Source organism: Streptomyces orinoci (genome assembly GCF_003121295.1).
GTDB lineage: Bacteria > Actinomycetota > Actinomycetes > Streptomycetales > Streptomycetaceae > Streptomyces > Streptomyces orinoci.
Genome location: NZ_PHNC01000017.1, coordinates 41,696 through 60,210, shown reverse-complemented (window position 1 = coordinate 60,210; position 18,515 = coordinate 41,696). Strand labels below are relative to the sequence as shown.

The window sequence follows — 18,515 nt, the reverse complement described above, 5'->3', positions numbered from 1 at the left end:
TCACCCCATCGTCGGGATCGTGAAGCTCGCGCCCTCGCGCAGGCCGGCGGGCCAGCGGGAGGTGACGGTCTTGGTACGGGTGTAGAAGCGGATCGAATCCGGACCGTGCTGATTCAGGTCGCCGAAGCCGGAACGCTTCCAGCCGCCGAAGGTGTGGTAGGCGACCGGCACCGGGATGGGCACATTGACGCCGACCATGCCGGTGTTCACCCGCCGGGTGAAGTCGCGGGCGGTGTCCCCGTCCCGGGTGAAGATCGCGACGCCATTGCCGAAGGTGTGCTCGCTGGGCAGGCGCAGCGCCTCCTCGTAGTCGGCGGCACGGACGACCGACAGCACGGGGCCGAAGATCTCCTCCCGGTGGATACGCATGCCGGGGGTGACCCGGTCGAACAGCGAAGCCCCGGCGAAGAAGCCGTTCTCGTGACCGGGGAGGACGAAGTCCCGGCCGTCCACGACCAGTTCGGCGCCCTCAGCGACACCGAGGTCAATGTACGCCCGGACCCTGTCCACGGCGTCACGGCCGACCAGCGGACCGAAGTCGGCCTCCGGGTCGTCGCTGCGGCCGATCCGCAGGGTGCCGATGCGCTCCTTCAGCCGGGCCACCAGCGCGTCGGCGGTGGCCTCACCCACGGGAACGGCCACCGAGACGGCCATGCAGCGCTCGCCGGCCGAGCCGTAGCCGGCGCCGATCAGGGCGTCCACCGCCTGGTCGAGGTCGGCGTCCGGCATCACGATCAGGTGGTTCTTGGCACCGCCGAAACACTGCGCGCGCTTGCCATGGGCGGCGGCGGTGGCATACACATGCGCGGCCACGGGCGTGGAACCGACAAAGCCGAGGGCGGCGACACGGGTGTCCTCAAGGAGGGCATCGACCGATTCCCGCGCGCCGTTGACCACATTGAGGACACCGGCCGGCAGGCCCGCCTCCAGGAACAGCTCCGCCAGCCGGAGCGGAACGGACGGGGCACGCTCGGAGGGCTTGAGAATGAATGCGTTGCCGCAGGCCAGGGCCGGAGCGGCCTGCCAGAGCGGGATCATCGCGGGGAAGTTGAACGGAGTGATCCCGGCGACGACCCCCAGGGGCGCGCGCAGGGAGTGGACATCAATGCCGGTGCCGGCGTTGTCGGTGAACTCGCCCTTGAGCAGATGCGGGATACCGGCGGCGAACTCCACCACCTCCAGACCGCGTTGGATGTCCCCGTGGGCGTCGGCGATCGTCTTGCCGTGCTCGGACGAAAGCAGCCGGGCCAGCGCTTCCCTTTCCCGCTCGACGAGTTGAAGGAAGCGCAGCAGGACGCGGGCGCGGCGCTGCGGGTTCCACTCACCCCACTCACGCTGGGCCTCGACGGCGACGGCGATGGCCGCCTCGGTCTCTGCCCGGTCCGCCAGGGGCACACGGGCCCGGACCTCACCACTGTTTGGGTCGTACACCTCGCCATAGGACCCCGAGGTTCCCGGAATATGCTTACCGCCGATGAAGTGGGTCAACTCACTTGGTTCGGCGGGGACTTTAGGATGGATCATGCGAACCTGCTCTCGTCAGGTGAGGGCGATCCGGGATGGCACGCCGAACCGGCACCCGTGACCGCGGTTGCGTACGCGGGCGTGCGGGCGGCGCGAGAACGCGTATGGCGTGGGGACCGTCAGACTGCGGGGACGGGAACGCGATATGAGTGACGCCGTCGGCGGAGTCCGCCGGGATCATGGATGCGCACCGGTGCCATGCGTGTCAGCTCCATCCTCGTGGACAACACGGAACATCCCACGGCCGGTATCCTGGCTCCCGGATCAGCGCGCGCCGTCCGCCTTCCCGACATCCAGCTCGTCAGTGGCGTCCTGCTCGACGGCGTACTCCCCGGTCACAGTGGCGGGACCGCGCCGGAATCACACCGGCTTCCCTGCACCGCGGGCCTACCTCTCGAATATATAGTTGGACGTCCTAGTAAATCCACCCCCCGCAACTCGCGTTCCGGCGGCACTACGTTGCGGCGCGCCGGAAAACCGTTGCCCACACACGACGTTGGTGACCGCCCGCCCCATGCCCCTGCCCAGCCAGGCGACCGGGCCGAAGCCGGCATAGCGGCGCCACTGCTCGTGACGGACACCGGTGGCGGTGTCCGTCACGAGCAGTGCGTTCCCGCGTCAGTCGAGGGCCGACTCACCGGGCTGGATGTGTGCGGTCCATTTCTCCTCGATGCGGGCGAACCTCCAGACCGCCAGGGCGACGATCCAGGTGACCACGAACAGCCCGACGATGACGAACCCGATGACGTTCAGGTCAAGGCCACCCACCCAGTCCCAGAACGCCCCATGGAGGCCGAGCTGATCGGCGAGCAGGCCGAGGAGTTCGACGGTGCCGATGATCAAGGCCACGGCGACGGAGAGGGCGGTGATGGTGAGGTTGTAGTAGACCTTGCGGACGGGCTTGGAGAAGGCCCAGCCGTAGGCGAAGTTCATGAAGGTGCCGTCGACGGTGTCCAGCAGCGACATGCCCGCCGCGAAGAGGATGGGCAGGCAGAGGATCGCGTACCAGGGCAGTCCGGAGGCCGCGCCGGAGCCGGCCAGCACCAGCAGGGCGACCTCGGTGGCGGTGTCGAAGCCCAGGCCGAACAGCAGGCCCACCGGGAACATCTGCCCCGGCTTGGTGACCGACTTCATCACACGGGCCAGCAGACGGTTCATAAAGCCGCGGTTGTTGAGCTGGTCCTCCAGCTCCGCCTCGTCGAAATGACCGGCCCGCATGCGCCGGAAAACCTTCCAGATCCCCGCCAGGATCACCACGTTGATGGCCGCGATGACATACAGGAAGCTGCCGGAGACGATGGTGCCGATCAGGCCCGTGACATCGTGCAGCTGGGAGCCGTCGTCCGTCACCGGTCCGGCCAGTTCCTTGACACCGAGGGAGAGCAGGAAGGCCAGCACGAACACCACGGTGGAGTGGCCCAGCGAGAACCAGAAGCCGACCGAGACGGGCCGCTGTCCGGAGTGCATCAGCTTGCGGGTGGTGTTGTCGATCGCCGCGATGTGGTCGGCGTCGAAGGCGTGCCGCAGGCCGAGTGTATACGCGGTCACCCCGATACCGATCCCGAAGGTTTTGGTGCCCAGGCTGTAGTGCTCCGGGGCCACCAGGGCGACCAGGGTGAACCAGCCGATGACATGGAGGGCCAGGATGACAACGGCCATGCCACCGAGCCGCCGCCACTCCTGGCGGGATACGGACTCTGCCGCGCGCTGCCAGCGCGGGGACCGTATGCCGGCGGCTGTGGAAGAACCTGTGATCATTGCAGGGTTTCCTTCCTTCGGCGTACCCAGGACGGCACACCGTAGGTGCGGCCGAATTTCACCTGCAATACCTATGCAATAACTCACGGGAGCATGAGACAAGAAGCGGGCGCACGGCCACCGCCACGCGCCTGACCCTCGGGCCCGGGCAGCACTTCACCCGTCCCAGTCAAACCTGGACGCGGCTATCGCACCTCTGCCCGTTGTGCGTCCCAGCGGACCCGCCTCCGTCTCCGCGGCAGCGGCGCCTACAGGGACCCGGCATCGACGGCGGGGCCGGGGCGGCGCATCTATGTGCCGACACCCGTCCGTACAGCCTCGCCCGAGCATTGCGGCTCCGGTCGCCGTACTACACGGAGGAATACGCACGCCCCACCGCTCCGGCGGTCGGCAAAGGCGACGGAACAAGAGCGCCCGGCGGCGGATCACGAAGGCACAGTCGTCCGTGCGGGCGGTGGGAGTCCTCCGGGACTTTTCTGGGACTTCCGGCTGCATCAACGGGTACGAGCGTGAAACAGCCGAAAGGTCATTCGTGCAGGTCAGCGACGTACACCGCCCCATCGCAGCAGGTTACGGCGTTGGGCTGGCCTCTTCCGCGACTTCCGATCAGACAGGAAGTGCCCTGCTTCCCAGCTTCAGCGGCGTGCAGACACGGACCACTTTCAACGCCCGATCCGACTCCGCCAAGCTGCCTGACACGCCATCAGAAAGAGCGTCGAATGAGCGTCACGAGCGTCATTTCAGCGTCAAGATTTCGCCCGTAACGCCCACACCACACATCATGCGCACCGAAAACACCGCAGGTCAGGAACCCTTCGTGACCCGCTTGAGGATCGCCACGCACTCCACATGATGTGTAACCGGAAACACGTGGAGACAACGCCGACGGCTCCAACCAGCAATGCTGGAGCCGATTGGGCCCTTTACAACTCACCCCCAACGCCGAGCGGAGCAGGGTATCCGTCAATGCCCGGTTACCGAAATCGGTGATCCTCGGACCATTGTCAGTCCACCGCACCTCTCCGCTTCCCCGCTGCCCCGGAAGCAACCAAACCCGAAAGGCGCTGTTGACAGGAATGCCCAGCCAGAGCAGCGAAACGCATCACGGCCCGTTCAGTCCCGAGAACATCCGCGCCACCTGGAGTGGGACAGCGAGCGTCGCGGCTGCCGCCCAGGCGTTCGGCTTGTCGAGATCGAAGAGCTACGACCTTGTTCGCCGGGGGGAATTCCCCTGCCGCGTGCTGCCGATAGGCCGCACCGCCCGCGTCGCCACCACCTCGCTCCTCCGCGTACTCGAGAACGGGGAGCCGGAGTACAACGGGGCCTCCAGCGTAAGCCCCCATCCGTCTTGACCAACTACACGAGGACGCCCCGCCGGAACAAGCCGGCGGGGCGTCCTCGTATCAGGTCCCCGTCTACACAGGCCCCCGTCGGAGCAAGCCGACGGGAGTCCTCACGTGGTACGAGCAGTCACAGACGTGTCACCAACCCCGTGGAAGCTCTCACGTCACAAGGCCCTGACCTGGACTTACGCGCTCACCCTGGACCAACTGGACGCCCCTGGACGGTTTCTACGACATATGCCATGTGGTACCAAGGGCGGGCCCCAAGACCAGGACGGGAGCGTCTTCTGGCCCGTCAGAGCGGTATTGCAGGGTGTTCGCCGGTGTCTCACTCACGCGCCAGACCCTCTCACGTATCACGGCTGCCTCTACGGCGGGGGGCATGACTGTGGGGGTCTGACCAGGTGGAAGACCTCCCGGGCTGCGTAGCGTTTGAGACATCGGACGAATTCGCGCCGGGTCTTGCCCTCCTTGATGCGGCGTTCGTAGTAATCCTGGGGGCGCGGGTCGAAGCGCAGGCGGGTGTGCACAATCCGGTGCAAGGCGGCGTTGGCCTGCCGGTCGCCGCCGCGGTTGAGGCGACGGTACTGCCGACTGCCCGAGGAACGCTCGACCAGGCTGACCCCGCACAGCGCGGCGAAGGACACCTCACTGCCCAGGCGTTCCGGGTTGTCCCCCACCGTGGAGCGTCACGAGCGTCATTTCAGCGTCAGACTGATCGGTCATCGGGAACACGTCCCAGGACAGAAGGCGCGAAAACCCGCAGTCCAGCTGCACGGTAGCCGCGCAGGACATGCGGCTCGCGTGCCAGGCGACCATCAGGGGCCGCGCAGCCATTGCTGCGTGGCCCCTGATCTTGTGCCGGCCCGGCACGAGATCAGGCGACTTCGTCCAGGTGGGCGGCAGGGCCCGCACGGGCGGCGGCCACCGGACGCGGCGTGCACGATCCCTCGGCAGGTCTGCGAGGTCAGGCCAGGTTGATGTTCTCGGCCTGCGGGCCCTTATGGCCCTGGGCGACGTCGAACGTCACGGCCTGACCCTCCTGGAGCTCACGAAAGCCTGTGGAGTTGATCGCGGAGTAGTGCGCGAAGACATCCGGGCCGCCGCCGTCCTGGGCGATGAAGCCGAAGCCCTGGCAGACGGAGGTGATCGCCCTGGTCCCTGCGGCACAGCACAGCAAAACGCCCACACCAGAGGCGTGGGCAAGAGGGAATTCCGAACCACGACAGCTGACGCAGACGCTACACGCCCACACGCCGCGTCACCATAGGAAAAGATCACTTTGCACACCGAGACCGTGCGTGCGATGCCCGCCGGCGCTGACGGGCACGCTCATCTCATTCTGCTGCCGTTGGGTTCGCTGATTCGGCGGCGCGGCGATACTCGGCGTTGATGCGCTGGGCTTCCTCGAGCTGGTCTTCGAGGATGACGATCCGGCAGGCGGCCTCGATGGGGGTGCCCCGATCGACGAGTTCCCGGGCGCGGGCGGCGATGCGCAGCTGGTAGCGGGAGTAGCGGCGGTGGCCGCCTTCGGAACGCAGGGGGGTGATCAGGCGGGCTTCGCCGAGGGCGCGGAGGAAGGCGGGGGTGGTACCGAGCATCTCGGCCGCCCGGCCCATGGTGTAGGCGGGGTAATCGTCGTCGTCGAGACGGCCGAACGTGTCATCTGCTGTCATTGCACCTCTCTGTGGAACGCGTCGAGGGGCCCTGCGCCGTCTGGCACCAGGGCCCCGAAGGAACTACTACACCATCTGCCGGCCCTGACACTGGACCGGCCCCCTGTTTCCGCAGACCCGACCGAGACGCTGTCGGGGGCGCGGGGATCGCGGTTGCTTGACCGGAGACCACCTCACTATCGATGTCCTGCGGTACCCGGGTCCTGGACTTCCACCCGGGCGATCCTGATGGCGCTCGGCTCCTCCGTCCTTTCTCTTGATCAAATACTCACTGACGAAAACCACGGACTGCTGGTACTGCAAACTGCTGGCGGCCTCGAACAGCGCCACCTTCGGCAGCCAGCCCCGTCGCCTGTCCTGCATCTGCTCCGGCTTGGAACCCCACTGCCGAACCTCCCGGTGCGCGCGCCCGCAGCCGACGCCATTCACCGAGGTACCGCTCGCTGACTTCACTGCTGGGTACTGCGAACTTGCACTTACGGGTACTGCCACTGCGGCACTGCTCATGGCGGCCCCTGATCACTGCGGGCCACCCGGTCCGGTCGTCAGTCCCGTCGCCGTCCTGCAACCGCTCTGGCTTCGGAACTCCACCACCGCACCGCCCTGCGAACTGCAACTACGGTGCTGCTGCCCGGCCGTTCATTTCTGCCGGGCCTCACTCGATCTCTGCTACGAGAGAAAGCATAACCACACCGCCACCAAATTTCTACTCCGGCTGGCATAGTTTTCCGCACGCTCGAAGACAAGGTAATCCGCCTCGACCGGTCCATGGGCGGTTCATGCAGCTCCGAGGCCCAGTCCGGCACTCACAGTGACCCACCGCCGCGCAGCACGTCGGGCTGAGCGTGACGTCGCCGACCGTGCCGCGACTACCGTCGGCGGGCACCGGCCAACACCGCGTCTCGTGAAGGACACCACCGACCGGGACGGACGCTCCCAGCCGTGACGCTCCGCAGGCCGGCGGTTGACGGGCGCGGCACGAGGGTCTGCGCCGCCCTCGACGATCCCGGGATGATCGAGCAGCTCGTGGAAGTGTGCACGCGGGTGCCGCGATCCGCGGGTCGATGCCCCTGCTGCCGCCTCAGCGCCTTGGCGAGGATCTGCTTCCTCGTCCCGGGTCACTCTCCCGCGCTCGCCCGGCCGGTGGTATCGCCGCGGAGGGGCCGCTTGCGCGAACCGGCACGTCCCCGACTCGAGCCAGACCATGGCTGCCGGGACACGGACTCACGGCAGCAGGTGCCGCCATGCGCGACTGCGGTTCTCAGTCCCCTTCAGGCAAGCACTGTGGCCCTGCGGGGTTGGCGGGTGGAGGGGCGGGCACAGGGGTTGGGCAGGCACGCGCAGGGCATGGACAAACCAAGGACCAGGGCGACCCTGATGATCACGGTGATGGCCGGCGCCACAGCCGTCCGTTCCGCAACGGCCGTCGCCGACGCACACACTGCTGGTCAAATGTCGGCACGTGCCTGTTTACCCGATCGGACCGTCACCGGGGGTGCCGAGCATCGCGGAGGCGTGCTGCAGCGAGCCGGGGATGCCCACAGGCGCGGCCTCGGGGAGGGCGGCGCGGCAGGTGAAGCCGAGCTGAGTCATGGCCCGGAGAACTTCTGCGGCGCTGAAGTCACGGCGGTCCTGGCGGGTGATGACTTGACCGACTTGCTTGACGGGGTAGCGGCGGCGGCCGATGATCACCGATTCTCCGGTGACCGGTTCGGGCTTGATGCCCTTCATCGACGCCAGCACTCCGCCCTTGGTGAGCTCGAAGGGGAAGCGGGCGATGACGCAGCGCATGTGGCCTCACAGGGAGAGGAGAAGGGAAGAACGGTCCGACCAGGGCAAGGCGTTTCAGTGGAAGGGGGCGAGGATGCCCGGGGCGCTGGCGCGGTCCGTGTGAGCGCCGCTGTCGCGGACGGCGGTGAGGTCGGTTCCGGTCACCAGGCCGATGCGCTGGTCGTCCTGGTCGCAGACGACCAGTCGGCCCGTGCGTGCGGCGGCCATGACGGCCAGCGCCACCTCGATGCTCATATCGTCACAGACCTGCGGTCCGGCCGCGTCCATGACCTCCATTGCCGTCCTTTGCACGGGGTCGGAAATATCCGGGGCACGGGTACTGAAATGAGTGACGCAAGGGGGACCTGGAGATCCGGGCGTCGGCTGCGGCGCAGCTCTTCAGCACGCTCCTACATCACCGAAGGAGGAGCCGCGCGTGACGAGACTGCCAATTCCCCCGAGGCACCCGCAGTTGAAATCACTGCGGGAGATGCGTGCAGCTGGGGCCCGCACCCCGAAGGATGCGGGCCCCAGCTGCAAAGTGTGCGTCAGCGTCAGGCCGGAACGATGTTCTCGGCCGTCGGGCCCTTCTGGCCCTGCGCGATGTCGAAGGTCACCTTCTGGCCTTCGAGGAGCTCACGGAAGCCCTGCGCGGCAATGTTCGAGTAGTGGGCGAACACGTCGGCGCCGCCACCGTCCTGCTCGATGAAGCCGAAGCCCTTTTCGGCGTTGAACCACTTCACGGTACCAGTAGCCATGTCATATCTCCTTCGGGGCAGTACATCGGGATCCGCACTGCGCGAACGCCGTGTCGCCGCAATGATTACCCCGTCCGGAAATGACCGGAAATACAGAAGCGCCTCCGACCGACAGAACCCGGTGGAGCACTTGAAGTTTCGGGAACCACAACTGCAACCGAGATCGACGCTAGCACACCGGAACGGCCCGTGCACATTACGCAATTCTGCTCCACTCAGTGCGGCAAAAACTCTCACCACACGGTCCGCCAAAGCCTCACTTCGCAAGTACAGATATTGCCCCACTCGGAGTGCTGCGTTTCAGGAAGAGCGGTCTCGCAAAATGCAACCCTGACCGCCAGGGGGCGACGACGTACGCGGCTGTCCGTAAGACGCCTTCAAAAGGCGTCCAGCAGCACCCTCACCTCGCTTGCGATGCGGGGAGAGGCCGCCGACGCAGGCGGTCCCCCACCAGGGCAGAGACGACGGCACACACGGAGCGCGCCATGCGGGCGAAGGGTGCCCTGCGAACCGGCACACCGCGTCATTCCAAAGGAATGTGGAACTCGAATTCGGGGCGGTCCCACGGCACGGCGGGCGGGTTCGCGAGCGCGGTCCCGGTCCGCACTGCACCGGCGCGGCGGTAGAAGTCCTCGGCGGGAGAATGCGACACGACCTTGACGCGGTCGATCCCGGCGGCACGGGCCTCGGACTGCATGTGCGCGACGAGCAGTCGTCCGATGCCCCGTCCTTGTGCTTCGTCGGCGACGAACAGCAGGTCGAGCTCCGGTGGAGCGAGGACGAGCGAGTAGAACCCGAGGACCCGGCCTGCGTGTTCGTCGGCGCCGACGGCTACGAAGGCGCGGTGGGCCTCGATGTAATCAGGGCCGACTCGGTAGCCTGCGACTGCGGCTGCGTACTTGCCCTCGTAGGCGCCTGAGCCACGCACGAGCCGCGTGAGCCGTTTGGCATCCCGCGCGACGGCCCTCCGTATGGTGACCGGCCGGTTGGCCGGGGACGTGCGTGAGGTCATCGGGAGAGTATTTCGCACCGGAGAGTGCCTTCGTGCGGCGGGTCTGCTGCTAGGGCAGACGTTCCCGCGCCGCTCCCGGGTACCGCTCGCCCAGGCCCCGGCCGACCACGTCACTGCCGCCGGAACAGATCGCCCGCCAGCAGCACCTGGACGCCCGAACCGCTGCGGAGGATCCGACACCAGGCGAGACACCACCCACTCGGAAGCCTCGCCAGGCCGCGCCTTGGGGGCTTCTCGTCGAACTCCGCTGTCACACGCCTGTCACTGACTGCATTAACTCCCGGACCGTATGCCCCGACCTGGCATGACGCGGTCATCGTGGACTGGCCTGGACACCCACGGACAGGGTGAAGCCGGTGCTGTCCCATTTCCACATGGGACACGAATCCCCTGCCGGGGCTGCGGACAAGACCTGCGACGTCCCTCACCTGCGAGATGGCTGTGGGGCAAGCACATCCGCGTGCGGATCGCCCGCAAGGGCATCGGCTTCAGCAAAAGCCTCGGCCGACGCCGTTGGGTGACCGAGCGCACCATCGCGTGGCCGACCGACCGGCTACCGTCCCTCACCACCCGCTAGGAACACCACACCGGAACCATCTGGCCTTTCCCGGCCTCGCAGCCGCCGTCCGCTGCTGCTGCAAACGACTCCTCAAACTCCTGCACCGGACACGGTCCAAAGCCGAACCGGTCACCCCACTTGCGCAGGCCGCGCCAGCTCCACGTTGAACTGGGCGCCGCTCAGCAGTGCCAGGTTGGACAGCCATAGCCAGATCAGGAAGACCACGACGCCTCCCAGCGAACCGTAGAGACGGTTGTAGGTGCTGACATGGGAGGTGTAGACAGCGAGCCCCAGCGAGGCAGCCAGCAGGAGCGCTACCGCCAGTGCGCCACCGGGCGCCATCTTCCGCAGCGGCCGGGAGGGCGCGGGGCCCGAACGGTACAGGACAAGCACCAAGGCGACGGCGACGCCGGCCACGACCGGCCACCGCAAGGCGTCCCAGACGGTTTGCGGAGCGGTGCCCAGATTCAGTACCCGGCCCAGTCGGCGGGCCAGGCTGCCGGTGAGGGTCAACGCCAGAGTGGAGGTGAGAAGCAGCAGGACCAGAACCAGGGCCGTGGCAACAATGCGCGGAGCGGTACGCCAGACCGGCCGGTGTGCACTGGTCCGGTGCATGGCGTGCAACGCCCGGCGGAAGACGCTCAGATAGCTGGATCCCGACCACAGTGCCGCCGACCCGCCGAGGAAGAGCAGCGTCCATGCCGCTGACGTCTGGCCGGACATCTGGCGCAGAGTGCTGCGCAGCAGCGCGCGGGACGCGGCCGGGGCGGCCTGCGCCATATGGTCGATGACCTCCGGCTCGGCCGTGGGCATGGTCAGACCCAGGATCGAGAGGATCACCAGCAGCACCGGAAACAAGGCCAAAACCGCGTAATAGGTCAGCGCGGCGGCCCAGTCCGTGATGTCGTTGTTCCACATGGCCACCGGCGTCCTGCGCAGCGCCGCCCACCACCGTGCCCTGCGATCGTCCGCACTGTCCATGCCGCGGATGGTCTCACCCCGCGTCCTTCTCGATCCGCCTCGGCCGGCACCGATGTGCCAGACCGCCCGATGCCGCGCGGGTCCCTCGCGCCTCTTGCCCACCACCCCGGCCGGTCCGGCCGCGCCGACGACGGGACGGAACTCGGTATTCCGGTTTTTGGTCCTGGGCGGTAGCCCTTAAGGGGCCTGCCCGTATTCACGCTGTATTCGCGGCGAGCAGGCCCCTTGTCGTTGCCGAATCCTCGGAGGAGAAGGCAGCGTTAGGGCCTGAATGCGTCCTTCACCTTTTCCTTGGCCTCACGGGCATCACCCGTGCGCCTTTCCACCTCTCCCTCGGCGGTCATGCGCTCATTACCGACAGTCCTTCCCAGGGCTTCCTTCAGCTTGCCCTTGACCTGGCCGGTCTTCGCCTTGGCCTTCTCGCCGGGTGTCATGGAAGAGCACCTCCGATAGATCGTGTGCCGCTGTCGCGGTAACCCGCGTCTTCCCCGAGCCCGCCCCCACAAACACAGCCCACCACCACTACTCACCATCGGCTTCTGGTAAATGAATGAAGTCGAAATCGCAGGGCATATGTGCGGTCAGGAGGTTGATAAATATGGGACCCTTGCTGCTCGTTCTACTGCTCGCACTGATCCTTTTCGGTGCCGGCTTCGCCATCAAAATTCTCTGGTGGGTCGCCGTCGCCGTCCTGGTGATCTGGCTTCTGGGCTTCGTCATGCGCTCCACCACAGCCGGTGGCGGCCGAGGCCGCTGGTATCGATGGTGATCTGACCGCCACTTACAACGCCCAACAGCATCTGCCGGTCCGGCAGCCGCTTACGGCCCGGGGGTCGGAACCGGCGTTCCCTGCGCGGCAGCAGCAGCTCGCTCGCTGCAGCAGCTCCATGAGGTGCTCCTGGCCGAGCTCAACTCGGCGCTCAGGCTGGACCGGCCCCGTGCGGTCGCCGACTCCAGCCAGGTCAGGGCAGCTAACAGGGGAAGCCGCACGGGCCCGTCGCCGGTCGGCTGCGGCCGGGCCGGCTCCAAGCACCATCCAATGGGGAGTCACGGGGCTGGTGAAGCCTGAAGCACCACCGGGCCCCGGAGCCCTTTGATTCAGACGGGCTCACTGGCCCCGTGACGCCGGCGGCGACGTTACCGATCAGGTGATCGATTCGTTGGTGTCCGTGGTCCGAGCCCCTCGCGGGGAACACCTCTCAGCGGTGCCGAAGGGCTCCTGGGCGTCGGAGCCCTTCGCCCGCGCATAGACGATGCTGCGCACGTCCCGGTCGAAGGGGCACCCGCCGTAGTTCCGCTCGATGAAGTACTGCTGGAGTTCCGGCCGGATCCGCTCCAGAAGGAAGCGGGCTTGGCCCAGTCCAGGGTTGTTGCGCAGCACCGAGTGCCGGCGCGGGAGCGGATCCCGGACGCCCAACAGGCCCAGGAGCATGAGCGGTACCGCCGCGAACAGCCATCGGGGCGAGCCACCGGCCGCGGCCAGCAGCGTCACCAGGGCGGCGAGCAGGGGCGTTGGAACGGCCGCCCCGGCGGACGCTCTCCATGCGCCCCGGCCTGCGGAAAGACAGGGCGGGCACGAGATATCCGTCGGGGCCGGCCACACAGGGAATGCGTACCGCGCCCACGGGCGGATGAATACGTTCGGTGCGCGGCTGCCCACCGACCGTGCCGGGAGCGCGTGATCATGCGGATTTGGCAGGAAAGCGTGGAAATGGGCCCGCGGCCGGGCCAGATGTCCCCGCTGGGCGCCACCTTCGATGGCGCCGACACCAACTTCGCCGTGTTCTCACTCGACCCCTGGTGGGCGGTGGAGGTGGACACGGCCATCCCGCACACCGAGTTCCGGCCGCTGATCAAGTGCGGCAGCGAGGTGGAGGTCGAGGACCGTTCCCTGTTCGTCCTGCGTGGCCACCGGCAGGACTGAGGCAGGCGGTACGCGTCAGCTGATCCGAAGACCCACCGCCAGCGTCAGTTCAAGGACCCGGTGTGGCGAGCCGAGGTCCGGGAACAGCTCGCGCAGCTGCGACATCCGGTACCGGACTGTCTGGGGATGGACGAACAACTCCGCCGCCACCTCCTCCCGCCTCCCCTGGTGCAGCAGCCACGCCCGCAATGTCTCCTCCAGCCGCTGTGCGGTTGCGGCAGGCAAGGTCCGCAATGGTGCGAGGGCTCGGGCACGCAGGTCCGCGAACGCCTCCGCGTCGGCGCTCAGCACCAGCTCGGGCAGGTGGTCCTCGGTGTCGCGAATATCGGAAGAGAGGGAGCGCGCACGTACGGCTCGTGCGTACGAGGCGGACGCACGAGTCCAGGGCCGGGCCGGGCCGACCACGGCCGTGCGGTCGGCCAGCTGCCGCAGGAGATGTGATCGGTCGGCATCGGGGACGAGCAGCACACCGGTGGCGTCCGGCAGATCGTCCAGGACGAGGGTGCTCGGGTCCAGCGCGCGGTAGGCAGGCCGGGCCTGGGCGGCGGGCAGCAGGACCGCGGTCAGCGAAACCGGAGGCTGCCACCCGGCCCGCTGAACAGAGGCCAGCAGCACATCCGGGCTCGCACCGGCGAGGATGTCGCGGGCCAGGTGTTCCAGGTGGCGCTCGTGGGCCCTGCCCCGGGCGGCCAGTTCGTCGGCGTGGCCCGCGGCGCTGGCGGCGGAGAGTTCGTCGATGTAGGCGAAGGTCAGCTCGGCGAACTTGGCGACCTCGGCGGCGGGCAGACCTGCGGGTACGGCACCCGCTGCCAGGCATCGCCAGGCCACACGGGCGCCGACGCGGTAGGCACTGAGCAGGGCGTCCATCGAACGGCCGTCGCGCACCTCGCCGCGGCCCAGCTCATAGGCTGCGTCACCGGCGTCGCCACCGGTGGCGTTCCCGCTCGCGAGGTCCAGGTAGTGCCCCAGGGCGGTGCGGACGGCTCGGCGGATGGTGCCGCCCATGCTGCCCGAAAGAGCGTTGGCGTAGGGAGGGACCTCGTCGATGATCGCCTGGACGACCTCGTCGGCGGTGGTCTTCAGCGCGGCCCGAAGTGCGGTGACCGTCGTCTCATCCAGGGTCAGTTCGCTGGCCCTCCGGATTGCATGGCTCATGTTTTTTGTTCCCTGCGAACAGTTCGGCCCACCAGATTTACATCCTGCGGTCAGGACTTTACGCCTTGAGGCGCAGCAAGCTGGAGTCATGACGAGTGCAGCCCTCCGCAGCAGGGCGTGGAAACTACTCGAGATGGTCACGACGCCGCTGCTGCCGTCGGACTACCTCGACCTGATCAGCCCCCTGCGGGCGGGCGCCGACCTGCGTGGGCGCATCGAGGCCGTGCACCCCGAGACGGGTGACGCCGCGACCATCGTGATCAGGCCGGGACGTGGCTGGCGCGGCCACACAGCCGGTCAGTATGTGCGGATCGGGGTCGATGTCGATGGGAGGCGCCTGTGGCGTGCCTACTCCATCACCTCGCCGACAAACCGCCAGGACGGCCGTGTCACGATCACCGTAAAGGCGATCCCGGGCGGCAAGGTCAGCAACCACCTGGTCCGCAGGGCGACACCGGGCACGCTGATCCAGCTCGACCAGCCGACCGGTGACTTCGTGCTGCCACAGACCAAGCCCGCCAAGGTGCTCTATCTGACGGCCGGCAGCGGCATCACGCCCGTGATGGGCATGCTGCGCGACACCGAGTTCGACGACGTCGTTATGGTCCACTGCGCGCCGCAGCCGCAAGACGTGATCTTCCGCAATGAACTGCACGACCTGGTCGCGGACAGGAAGCTGCGCCTCACCGAGGTGCACACCGACACGGACGGCAGGCTCGACATCGCCCGTCTCGACGAACTCGTGCCCGACTGGGCCGAGCGCGAGACCTGGGCCTGCGGGCCCGCGGGCCTGCTCGACGCCGCCGAAGAGCACTGGACCGAGCACGGCGTCCAAGAGCGCCTGCACACCGAACGCTTCCGCCCCAGCGTCGTCGTCGCAGGCGACGGCGGCGAGGTGACATTCAGCGCCACCGGCAAGACCGTCGAGGCGGACGGTGCCACGCCGTTGCTGGACATCGGCGAAGAGGCCGGCGTGCTCATGCCCTCCGGGTGCCGCATGGGCATCTGCTTCGGCTGCGTCACGCCGCTCAAGGCGGGCGCCGTCCGCGACCTGCGCACCGGCGAGATCACCGAGGCCGAGCCGGGCGTCCTCATCCAGACCTGCGTGTCCGCCGCGGCGGGCCCCTGCGACATCGAACAGTAGGAGCACCTTGACCGCCATCGACCCCACCGCCCATCTGACCGCGGAGCAGATCGAGGAGCTTGGCCGCGAGCTGGACGCGATCCGCGACGAGGTGCTCGCCGACCGCGGCGAGAAAGACGCCGCCTACATCCGTAAGGTCATCTCGGCGCAGCGCAAGCTCGAGCTGGTCAGCAGGGGCGTGCTGCTGTTCTCGATCTTCCCGCCCGCGTGGCTGCTCGGCACCGCCGGTCTGTCCGTGGCGAAGATCATGGACAACATGGAGATCGGCCACAACGTCCTGCACGGCCAGTGGGACTGGATGCGGGACCCGAAGATCCACTCCACCACCTGGGAGTGGGATCACGTCTCGCCGTCCGATCAGTGGAAGCACTCGCACAACGAGCTGCATCACACGTACACCAACGTGATCGGCAAGGACAACGACCTCGGCTACGGCATCATGCGCGTTGACGAGGACCAGAAGTGGCACCCGTTCCACCTCGGTCAGCCACTGTGGAACTTCATCAACGCCTGCTTCTTCGAGTACGGCATCGCGGCGTACGACCTGGAGCTCGGCAAGAATCTGCACAAGCGCCGCCGCAAGGACCCGGAGTTCCGCGCGCGGGCCAAGGCCGTGGGCCGCAAGATCCGCAAGCAGGTGCTCAAGGACTATGTGATCCACCCGCTGCTGTCGGGCCCGTCGTTCCTCACCACGCTGGCCGCCACATTCACCGCGAACCTGGTCCGCAATATCTGGTCCCACTCGGTGATCATGTGCGGGCACTTCCCCGAGGGCGTACAGGTCTTCGAGCGCCGGTCGATCAAGGACGAGACGCGCGGCCAGTGGTATCTGCGCCAGATGATGGGCTCGGCGAACATCAGCGGCAGCAGGGCCATGCACTTTATGACCGGCAACCTCTCGCACCAGATCGAGCACCACCTGTTCCCGGACCTGCCGAGCAACCGGTATGCCGAGGTCGCGGTGAAGGTGCGCGCGCTGTTCGAAAAGTACGAGCTGGAGTACGTCACCGGGCCGCTGCCCAAGCAGGTGTTCTCCGCCTGGCACAAGGTCTTCCGGCTCTCGCTGCCGAACAAGAAGCCCAAGGTCAAGGCTTCGGACCGCGGGCAGGAGCTGGTCGCGGCCTGATTGCCGGTATCGGTCCGGATCCTTCGGCTCCCAGTCGGGTCGGACCGACAAGCCGCTGCTGCGGCGGCAGGTGATCGAGCCGTACAGGATGGCGGGAGCGCGGCCTCCTGAAGCGTGTTCCCCAAGGCGGTGAGCGGGATTTTCTGCCTTGTACAGCTGGCGAGTTGAGGGCCGAGCGGGTATGAGGCAGGCGTTCACCGGGCTGCGGATGCGGCAGGTCGCTGTGCTGTCCGGTGTTTCGTCGATCAGGATGTGCCGGGTAGCTCAGCGGCCGGGCCCATTGCTCGCACTGGATCCCGTCCGGCCTGCGGAGGGTGCGGTTCAGCGGTTGCGGACCGGGACGGGACGCCGATCCCGCTGCGGGGCCATCGGGTGGCCGCGTTCGGCCATAACTACCGCTTCTCAGCGAATGTGCAGGTCATCGTCGATGCCGACCCGCGCTTGGCGGTGGCCACCGCCCGGACGCGCATCCATCGGCATAGGCCTGATCGCCCCGCACCGCCCCGGCCGGCCGCTGCTGAAGGGCGAGGAAGAGGACAACACCTCAGCACCGCAGGGTCCGTCCGGGCCGCCTGCGCAGGCCCTCTCCGGGGCACCGTCCCCGCGCCCGCGCGTCCTCCTCACCATGCGCGCCAACTTCCTGGAACCCGCGCCGGCCCACCGCCGGCTCGGGCCCATGCTCCGCCAACACCTCTACGCCCTGGGCCCGATGGGCGAGGAGCAGCTGCGGCATGTGGTCAACGACGCGGTCGAGGCCGTCCGGTCCGTGTCCTACGAGGCCGGGCCGGCGGAGCGGATCCTCGCCCATCGGGCCCAGGGCATACGAGCGGCTGGGCGGCGTCGCCGGAGCCCTGGGCCGCTACGCCGACCAGGTCCGGCGGTAGTACGTGCCGGCCGAGAAGAGCCCGCTGCCCGGCGGCTGTTCACCAAGCCGGTACGGCTCCCGGCCGACGCGCCCACCGTGACCCGCCGGACCGCGCTGCGCACGGAGCTCCGGGAGGACGAGTGGGGCATCGCCCACCGCCTCGCCGCGACCCGGCTGCTGGTGACCGGCCGCACCGCCGAGGGCGTCGAGACGGTGGAGCTCGCCCCCACCGGTAGTCGGGCGACTTCTGGGTGAAGCAGGCGGGAGTGCAAGTGAGCTTGCTGAGGACGAACTTGTACGAGATCGACGTGGTCAGCTGCTGCTTGCCGACATCGGCGGTGCAGTCGGTCGTGCCGTTGATCGACCGGGATCCCAGGACATGGAAGCCCGGGAACTTGTTCGCCGCCGTGCAGTCAACGATCCTGCCAATGCGAAGGCCGTGGCAGCGGCCGCCACAAGTGGCCGGCTCCGCCCTCACCCTGTCATGCGCCGTGGCCGCGGACCCGAATGCCGCGGGCGACACCGGGGTCCGTCAGGGTCCGACCACGGTGAGCGGGCCGGTGTGCAGGTCCCACCGCAGATCGCGCACCCGGGGTTCGCGTGCCAGTTGGACGACCAGCCGGTCCAGGGCCGCGGCCGCGGGACCGTCCGAGGTCAGTGTCACTTCGATCACTACATTGACGCTGTCGTCCGGTTCGAAAGAGCGGAAACTGTTCAGACGGATCCCGGTGCCGCCGAAGGCGACGACACACAACGCGCGTACTTTGCCCTCCACACCGGGATCACATACCGCTTGGAGCGTGCAGTGGGTCAATGTGCCGCGGACGGCGGCCCTGGGGCGCCGGAAGAGGTGGCGGGTCAGAAGTTTCACAGCGAGCTCCCTGCCGAGCTGATGAGTTGACGAGTTGACAGGCGCCGTC

The 18,515-nt window shown here is 67.7% G+C and carries 18 protein-coding genes, 2 pseudogenes and 1 riboswitch; of the genes and pseudogenes, 6 read left to right on the top strand and 14 right to left on the bottom strand.

Going from position 1 to position 18,515, the window contains the following annotated elements:
• Entirely contained in the window at positions 1-1,524 is a 1,524-nt protein-coding gene (locus CV755_RS12965; RefSeq protein ID WP_109280367.1) for a CoA-acylating methylmalonate-semialdehyde dehydrogenase, read from the bottom strand.
• Positions 1,525-1,749: 225 nt separating this feature from the next.
• A riboswitch (cobalamin riboswitch) is annotated at positions 1,750-1,923 on the bottom strand.
• A gap of 219 nt (positions 1,924-2,142) precedes the next feature.
• The gene (nicT, locus tag CV755_RS12960; protein WP_109280366.1) at positions 2,143-3,282 is read right to left on the bottom strand and encodes a Nickel transporter NicT; all 1,140 of its coding nucleotides are present in this window, start codon (positions 3,280-3,282) and stop codon (positions 2,143-2,145) included.
• A gap of 1,076 nt (positions 3,283-4,358) precedes the next feature.
• On the opposite strand from nicT, the gene CV755_RS37355 reads away from it, so the two are divergent.
• Positions 4,359-4,634, top strand: coding sequence for a helix-turn-helix domain-containing protein (locus tag CV755_RS37355; protein WP_109280365.1), 276 nt, complete (start codon positions 4,359-4,361; stop codon positions 4,632-4,634).
• Positions 4,635-4,993: 359 nt separating this feature from the next.
• On the opposite strand, the pseudogene CV755_RS12950 reads toward CV755_RS37355, so the two are convergent.
• The 9 genes and pseudogenes from CV755_RS12950 to CV755_RS12900 all read right to left on the bottom strand — a co-directional run.
• A pseudogene (locus CV755_RS12950) lies at positions 4,994-5,308 on the bottom strand (transposase); the annotation flags it as partial.
• A gap of 284 nt (positions 5,309-5,592) precedes the next feature.
• On the bottom strand, positions 5,593-5,805 hold the full coding sequence (locus tag CV755_RS12940) for a cold-shock protein (RefSeq protein ID WP_422070544.1): 213 nt from the start codon (positions 5,803-5,805) through the stop codon (positions 5,593-5,595).
• A 157-nt stretch (positions 5,806-5,962) separates the two neighbouring features.
• On the bottom strand, positions 5,963-6,301 hold the full coding sequence (locus CV755_RS12935; RefSeq protein ID WP_109280363.1) for a helix-turn-helix domain-containing protein: 339 nt from the start codon (positions 6,299-6,301) through the stop codon (positions 5,963-5,965).
• A 1,470-nt stretch (positions 6,302-7,771) separates the two neighbouring features.
• Entirely contained in the window at positions 7,772-8,092 is a 321-nt protein-coding gene (locus CV755_RS12930; protein ID WP_109280362.1) for an SCO5918 family protein, read from the bottom strand.
• Positions 8,093-8,146: 54 nt separating this feature from the next.
• Positions 8,147-8,368 (bottom strand): CBS domain-containing protein, encoded by a 222-nt coding sequence (locus CV755_RS12925; protein ID WP_109280361.1) that lies wholly within the window; start codon positions 8,366-8,368, stop codon positions 8,147-8,149.
• Between the two features lie 257 nt (positions 8,369-8,625).
• Entirely contained in the window at positions 8,626-8,829 is a 204-nt protein-coding gene (locus tag CV755_RS12920) for a cold-shock protein (protein WP_006136369.1), read from the bottom strand.
• A gap of 523 nt (positions 8,830-9,352) precedes the next feature.
• A complete protein-coding gene (locus tag CV755_RS12915) occupies positions 9,353-9,841 on the bottom strand; it encodes a GNAT family N-acetyltransferase (protein ID WP_161968680.1) in 489 nt (162 codons plus the stop codon).
• Positions 9,842-10,529: 688 nt separating this feature from the next.
• Positions 10,530-11,381 (bottom strand): YihY/virulence factor BrkB family protein, encoded by an 852-nt coding sequence (locus CV755_RS12905; RefSeq protein ID WP_109280358.1) that lies wholly within the window; start codon positions 11,379-11,381, stop codon positions 10,530-10,532.
• Positions 11,382-11,641: 260 nt separating this feature from the next.
• Positions 11,642-11,815, bottom strand: a complete 174-nt coding sequence (locus tag CV755_RS12900) for a CsbD family protein (protein WP_109280357.1) — start codon at positions 11,813-11,815, stop codon at positions 11,642-11,644.
• 164 nt (positions 11,816-11,979) lie between these two features.
• Here CV755_RS12900 and CV755_RS12895 point away from each other — a divergent pair, with 164 nt between their 5' ends.
• On the top strand, positions 11,980-12,150 hold the full coding sequence (locus CV755_RS12895) for a hydrophobic protein (RefSeq protein ID WP_109280356.1): 171 nt from the start codon (positions 11,980-11,982) through the stop codon (positions 12,148-12,150).
• Between the two features lie 435 nt (positions 12,151-12,585).
• Here CV755_RS12895 and CV755_RS12885 read toward each other — a convergent pair.
• Positions 12,586-12,888, bottom strand: a pseudogene (locus CV755_RS12885) (FMN-binding glutamate synthase family protein); the annotation flags it as partial.
• A gap of 177 nt (positions 12,889-13,065) precedes the next feature.
• Here CV755_RS12885 and CV755_RS34935 point away from each other — a divergent pair.
• A complete protein-coding gene (locus CV755_RS34935; RefSeq protein WP_153068661.1) occupies positions 13,066-13,305 on the top strand; it encodes a hypothetical protein in 240 nt (79 codons plus the stop codon).
• Between the two features lie 15 nt (positions 13,306-13,320).
• Here CV755_RS34935 and CV755_RS12875 read toward each other — a convergent pair whose 3' ends face one another.
• Positions 13,321-14,460, bottom strand: a complete 1,140-nt coding sequence (locus tag CV755_RS12875; protein WP_109280354.1) for a PucR family transcriptional regulator — start codon at positions 14,458-14,460, stop codon at positions 13,321-13,323.
• An 88-nt stretch (positions 14,461-14,548) separates the two neighbouring features.
• On the opposite strand from CV755_RS12875, the gene CV755_RS12870 reads away from it, so the two are divergent.
• The 3 genes from CV755_RS12870 (at position 14,549) to CV755_RS12860 (ending at position 17,850) form a co-directional block, all read left to right on the top strand.
• Positions 14,549-15,604, top strand: a complete 1,056-nt coding sequence (locus tag CV755_RS12870; protein WP_109280353.1) for a ferredoxin reductase — start codon at positions 14,549-14,551, stop codon at positions 15,602-15,604.
• Positions 15,605-15,611: 7 nt separating this feature from the next.
• The gene (locus CV755_RS12865) at positions 15,612-16,730 is read left to right on the top strand and encodes a fatty acid desaturase family protein (protein ID WP_109280352.1); all 1,119 of its coding nucleotides are present in this window, start codon (positions 15,612-15,614) and stop codon (positions 16,728-16,730) included.
• A gap of 427 nt (positions 16,731-17,157) precedes the next feature.
• Entirely contained in the window at positions 17,158-17,850 is a 693-nt protein-coding gene (locus CV755_RS12860) for an nSTAND1 domain-containing NTPase (protein ID WP_153068660.1), read from the top strand.
• A gap of 277 nt (positions 17,851-18,127) precedes the next feature.
• Here CV755_RS12860 and CV755_RS12855 read toward each other — a convergent pair whose 3' ends face one another.
• Positions 18,128-18,466, bottom strand: coding sequence for a hypothetical protein (locus CV755_RS12855; RefSeq protein ID WP_153068659.1), 339 nt, complete (start codon positions 18,464-18,466; stop codon positions 18,128-18,130).
• Positions 18,467-18,515 lie beyond the last annotated feature (49 nt).

What these genes read in the sequence shown, in the direction of transcription:
- CV755_RS12965 (WP_109280367.1), bottom strand. Translation starts at nt 1,524, where the DNA reads ATGATCCATCCTAAAGTCCCCGCCGAACCAAGTGAGTTGACCCACTTC.
- CV755_RS12895 (WP_109280356.1), top strand. Translation starts at nt 11,980, where the DNA reads ATGGGACCCTTGCTGCTCGTTCTACTGCTCGCACTGATCCTTTTCGGT.
- CV755_RS12930 (WP_109280362.1), bottom strand. Translation starts at nt 8,092, where the DNA reads ATGCGCTGCGTCATCGCCCGCTTCCCCTTCGAGCTCACCAAGGGCGGA.
- CV755_RS37355 (WP_109280365.1), top strand. Translation starts at nt 4,359, where the DNA reads ATGCCCAGCCAGAGCAGCGAAACGCATCACGGCCCGTTCAGTCCCGAG.
- CV755_RS12935 (WP_109280363.1), bottom strand. Translation starts at nt 6,301, where the DNA reads ATGACAGCAGATGACACGTTCGGCCGTCTCGACGACGACGATTACCCC.
- CV755_RS12875 (WP_109280354.1), bottom strand. Translation starts at nt 14,460, where the DNA reads ATGAGCCATGCAATCCGGAGGGCCAGCGAACTGACCCTGGATGAGACG.
- CV755_RS12915 (WP_161968680.1), bottom strand. Translation starts at nt 9,841, where the DNA reads ATGACCTCACGCACGTCCCCGGCCAACCGGCCGGTCACCATACGGAGG.
- nicT (WP_109280366.1), bottom strand. Translation starts at nt 3,282, where the DNA reads ATGATCACAGGTTCTTCCACAGCCGCCGGCATACGGTCCCCGCGCTGG.
- CV755_RS12925 (WP_109280361.1), bottom strand. Translation starts at nt 8,368, where the DNA reads ATGGAGGTCATGGACGCGGCCGGACCGCAGGTCTGTGACGATATGAGC.
- CV755_RS12905 (WP_109280358.1), bottom strand. Translation starts at nt 11,381, where the DNA reads ATGGACAGTGCGGACGATCGCAGGGCACGGTGGTGGGCGGCGCTGCGC.
- CV755_RS12900 (WP_109280357.1), bottom strand. Translation starts at nt 11,815, where the DNA reads ATGACACCCGGCGAGAAGGCCAAGGCGAAGACCGGCCAGGTCAAGGGC.
- CV755_RS12860 (WP_153068660.1), top strand. Translation starts at nt 17,158, where the DNA reads ATGCCGACCCGCGCTTGGCGGTGGCCACCGCCCGGACGCGCATCCATC.
- CV755_RS34935 (WP_153068661.1), top strand. Translation starts at nt 13,066, where the DNA reads ATGCGGATTTGGCAGGAAAGCGTGGAAATGGGCCCGCGGCCGGGCCAG.
- CV755_RS12920 (WP_006136369.1), bottom strand. Translation starts at nt 8,829, where the DNA reads ATGGCTACTGGTACCGTGAAGTGGTTCAACGCCGAAAAGGGCTTCGGC.
- CV755_RS12870 (WP_109280353.1), top strand. Translation starts at nt 14,549, where the DNA reads ATGACGAGTGCAGCCCTCCGCAGCAGGGCGTGGAAACTACTCGAGATG.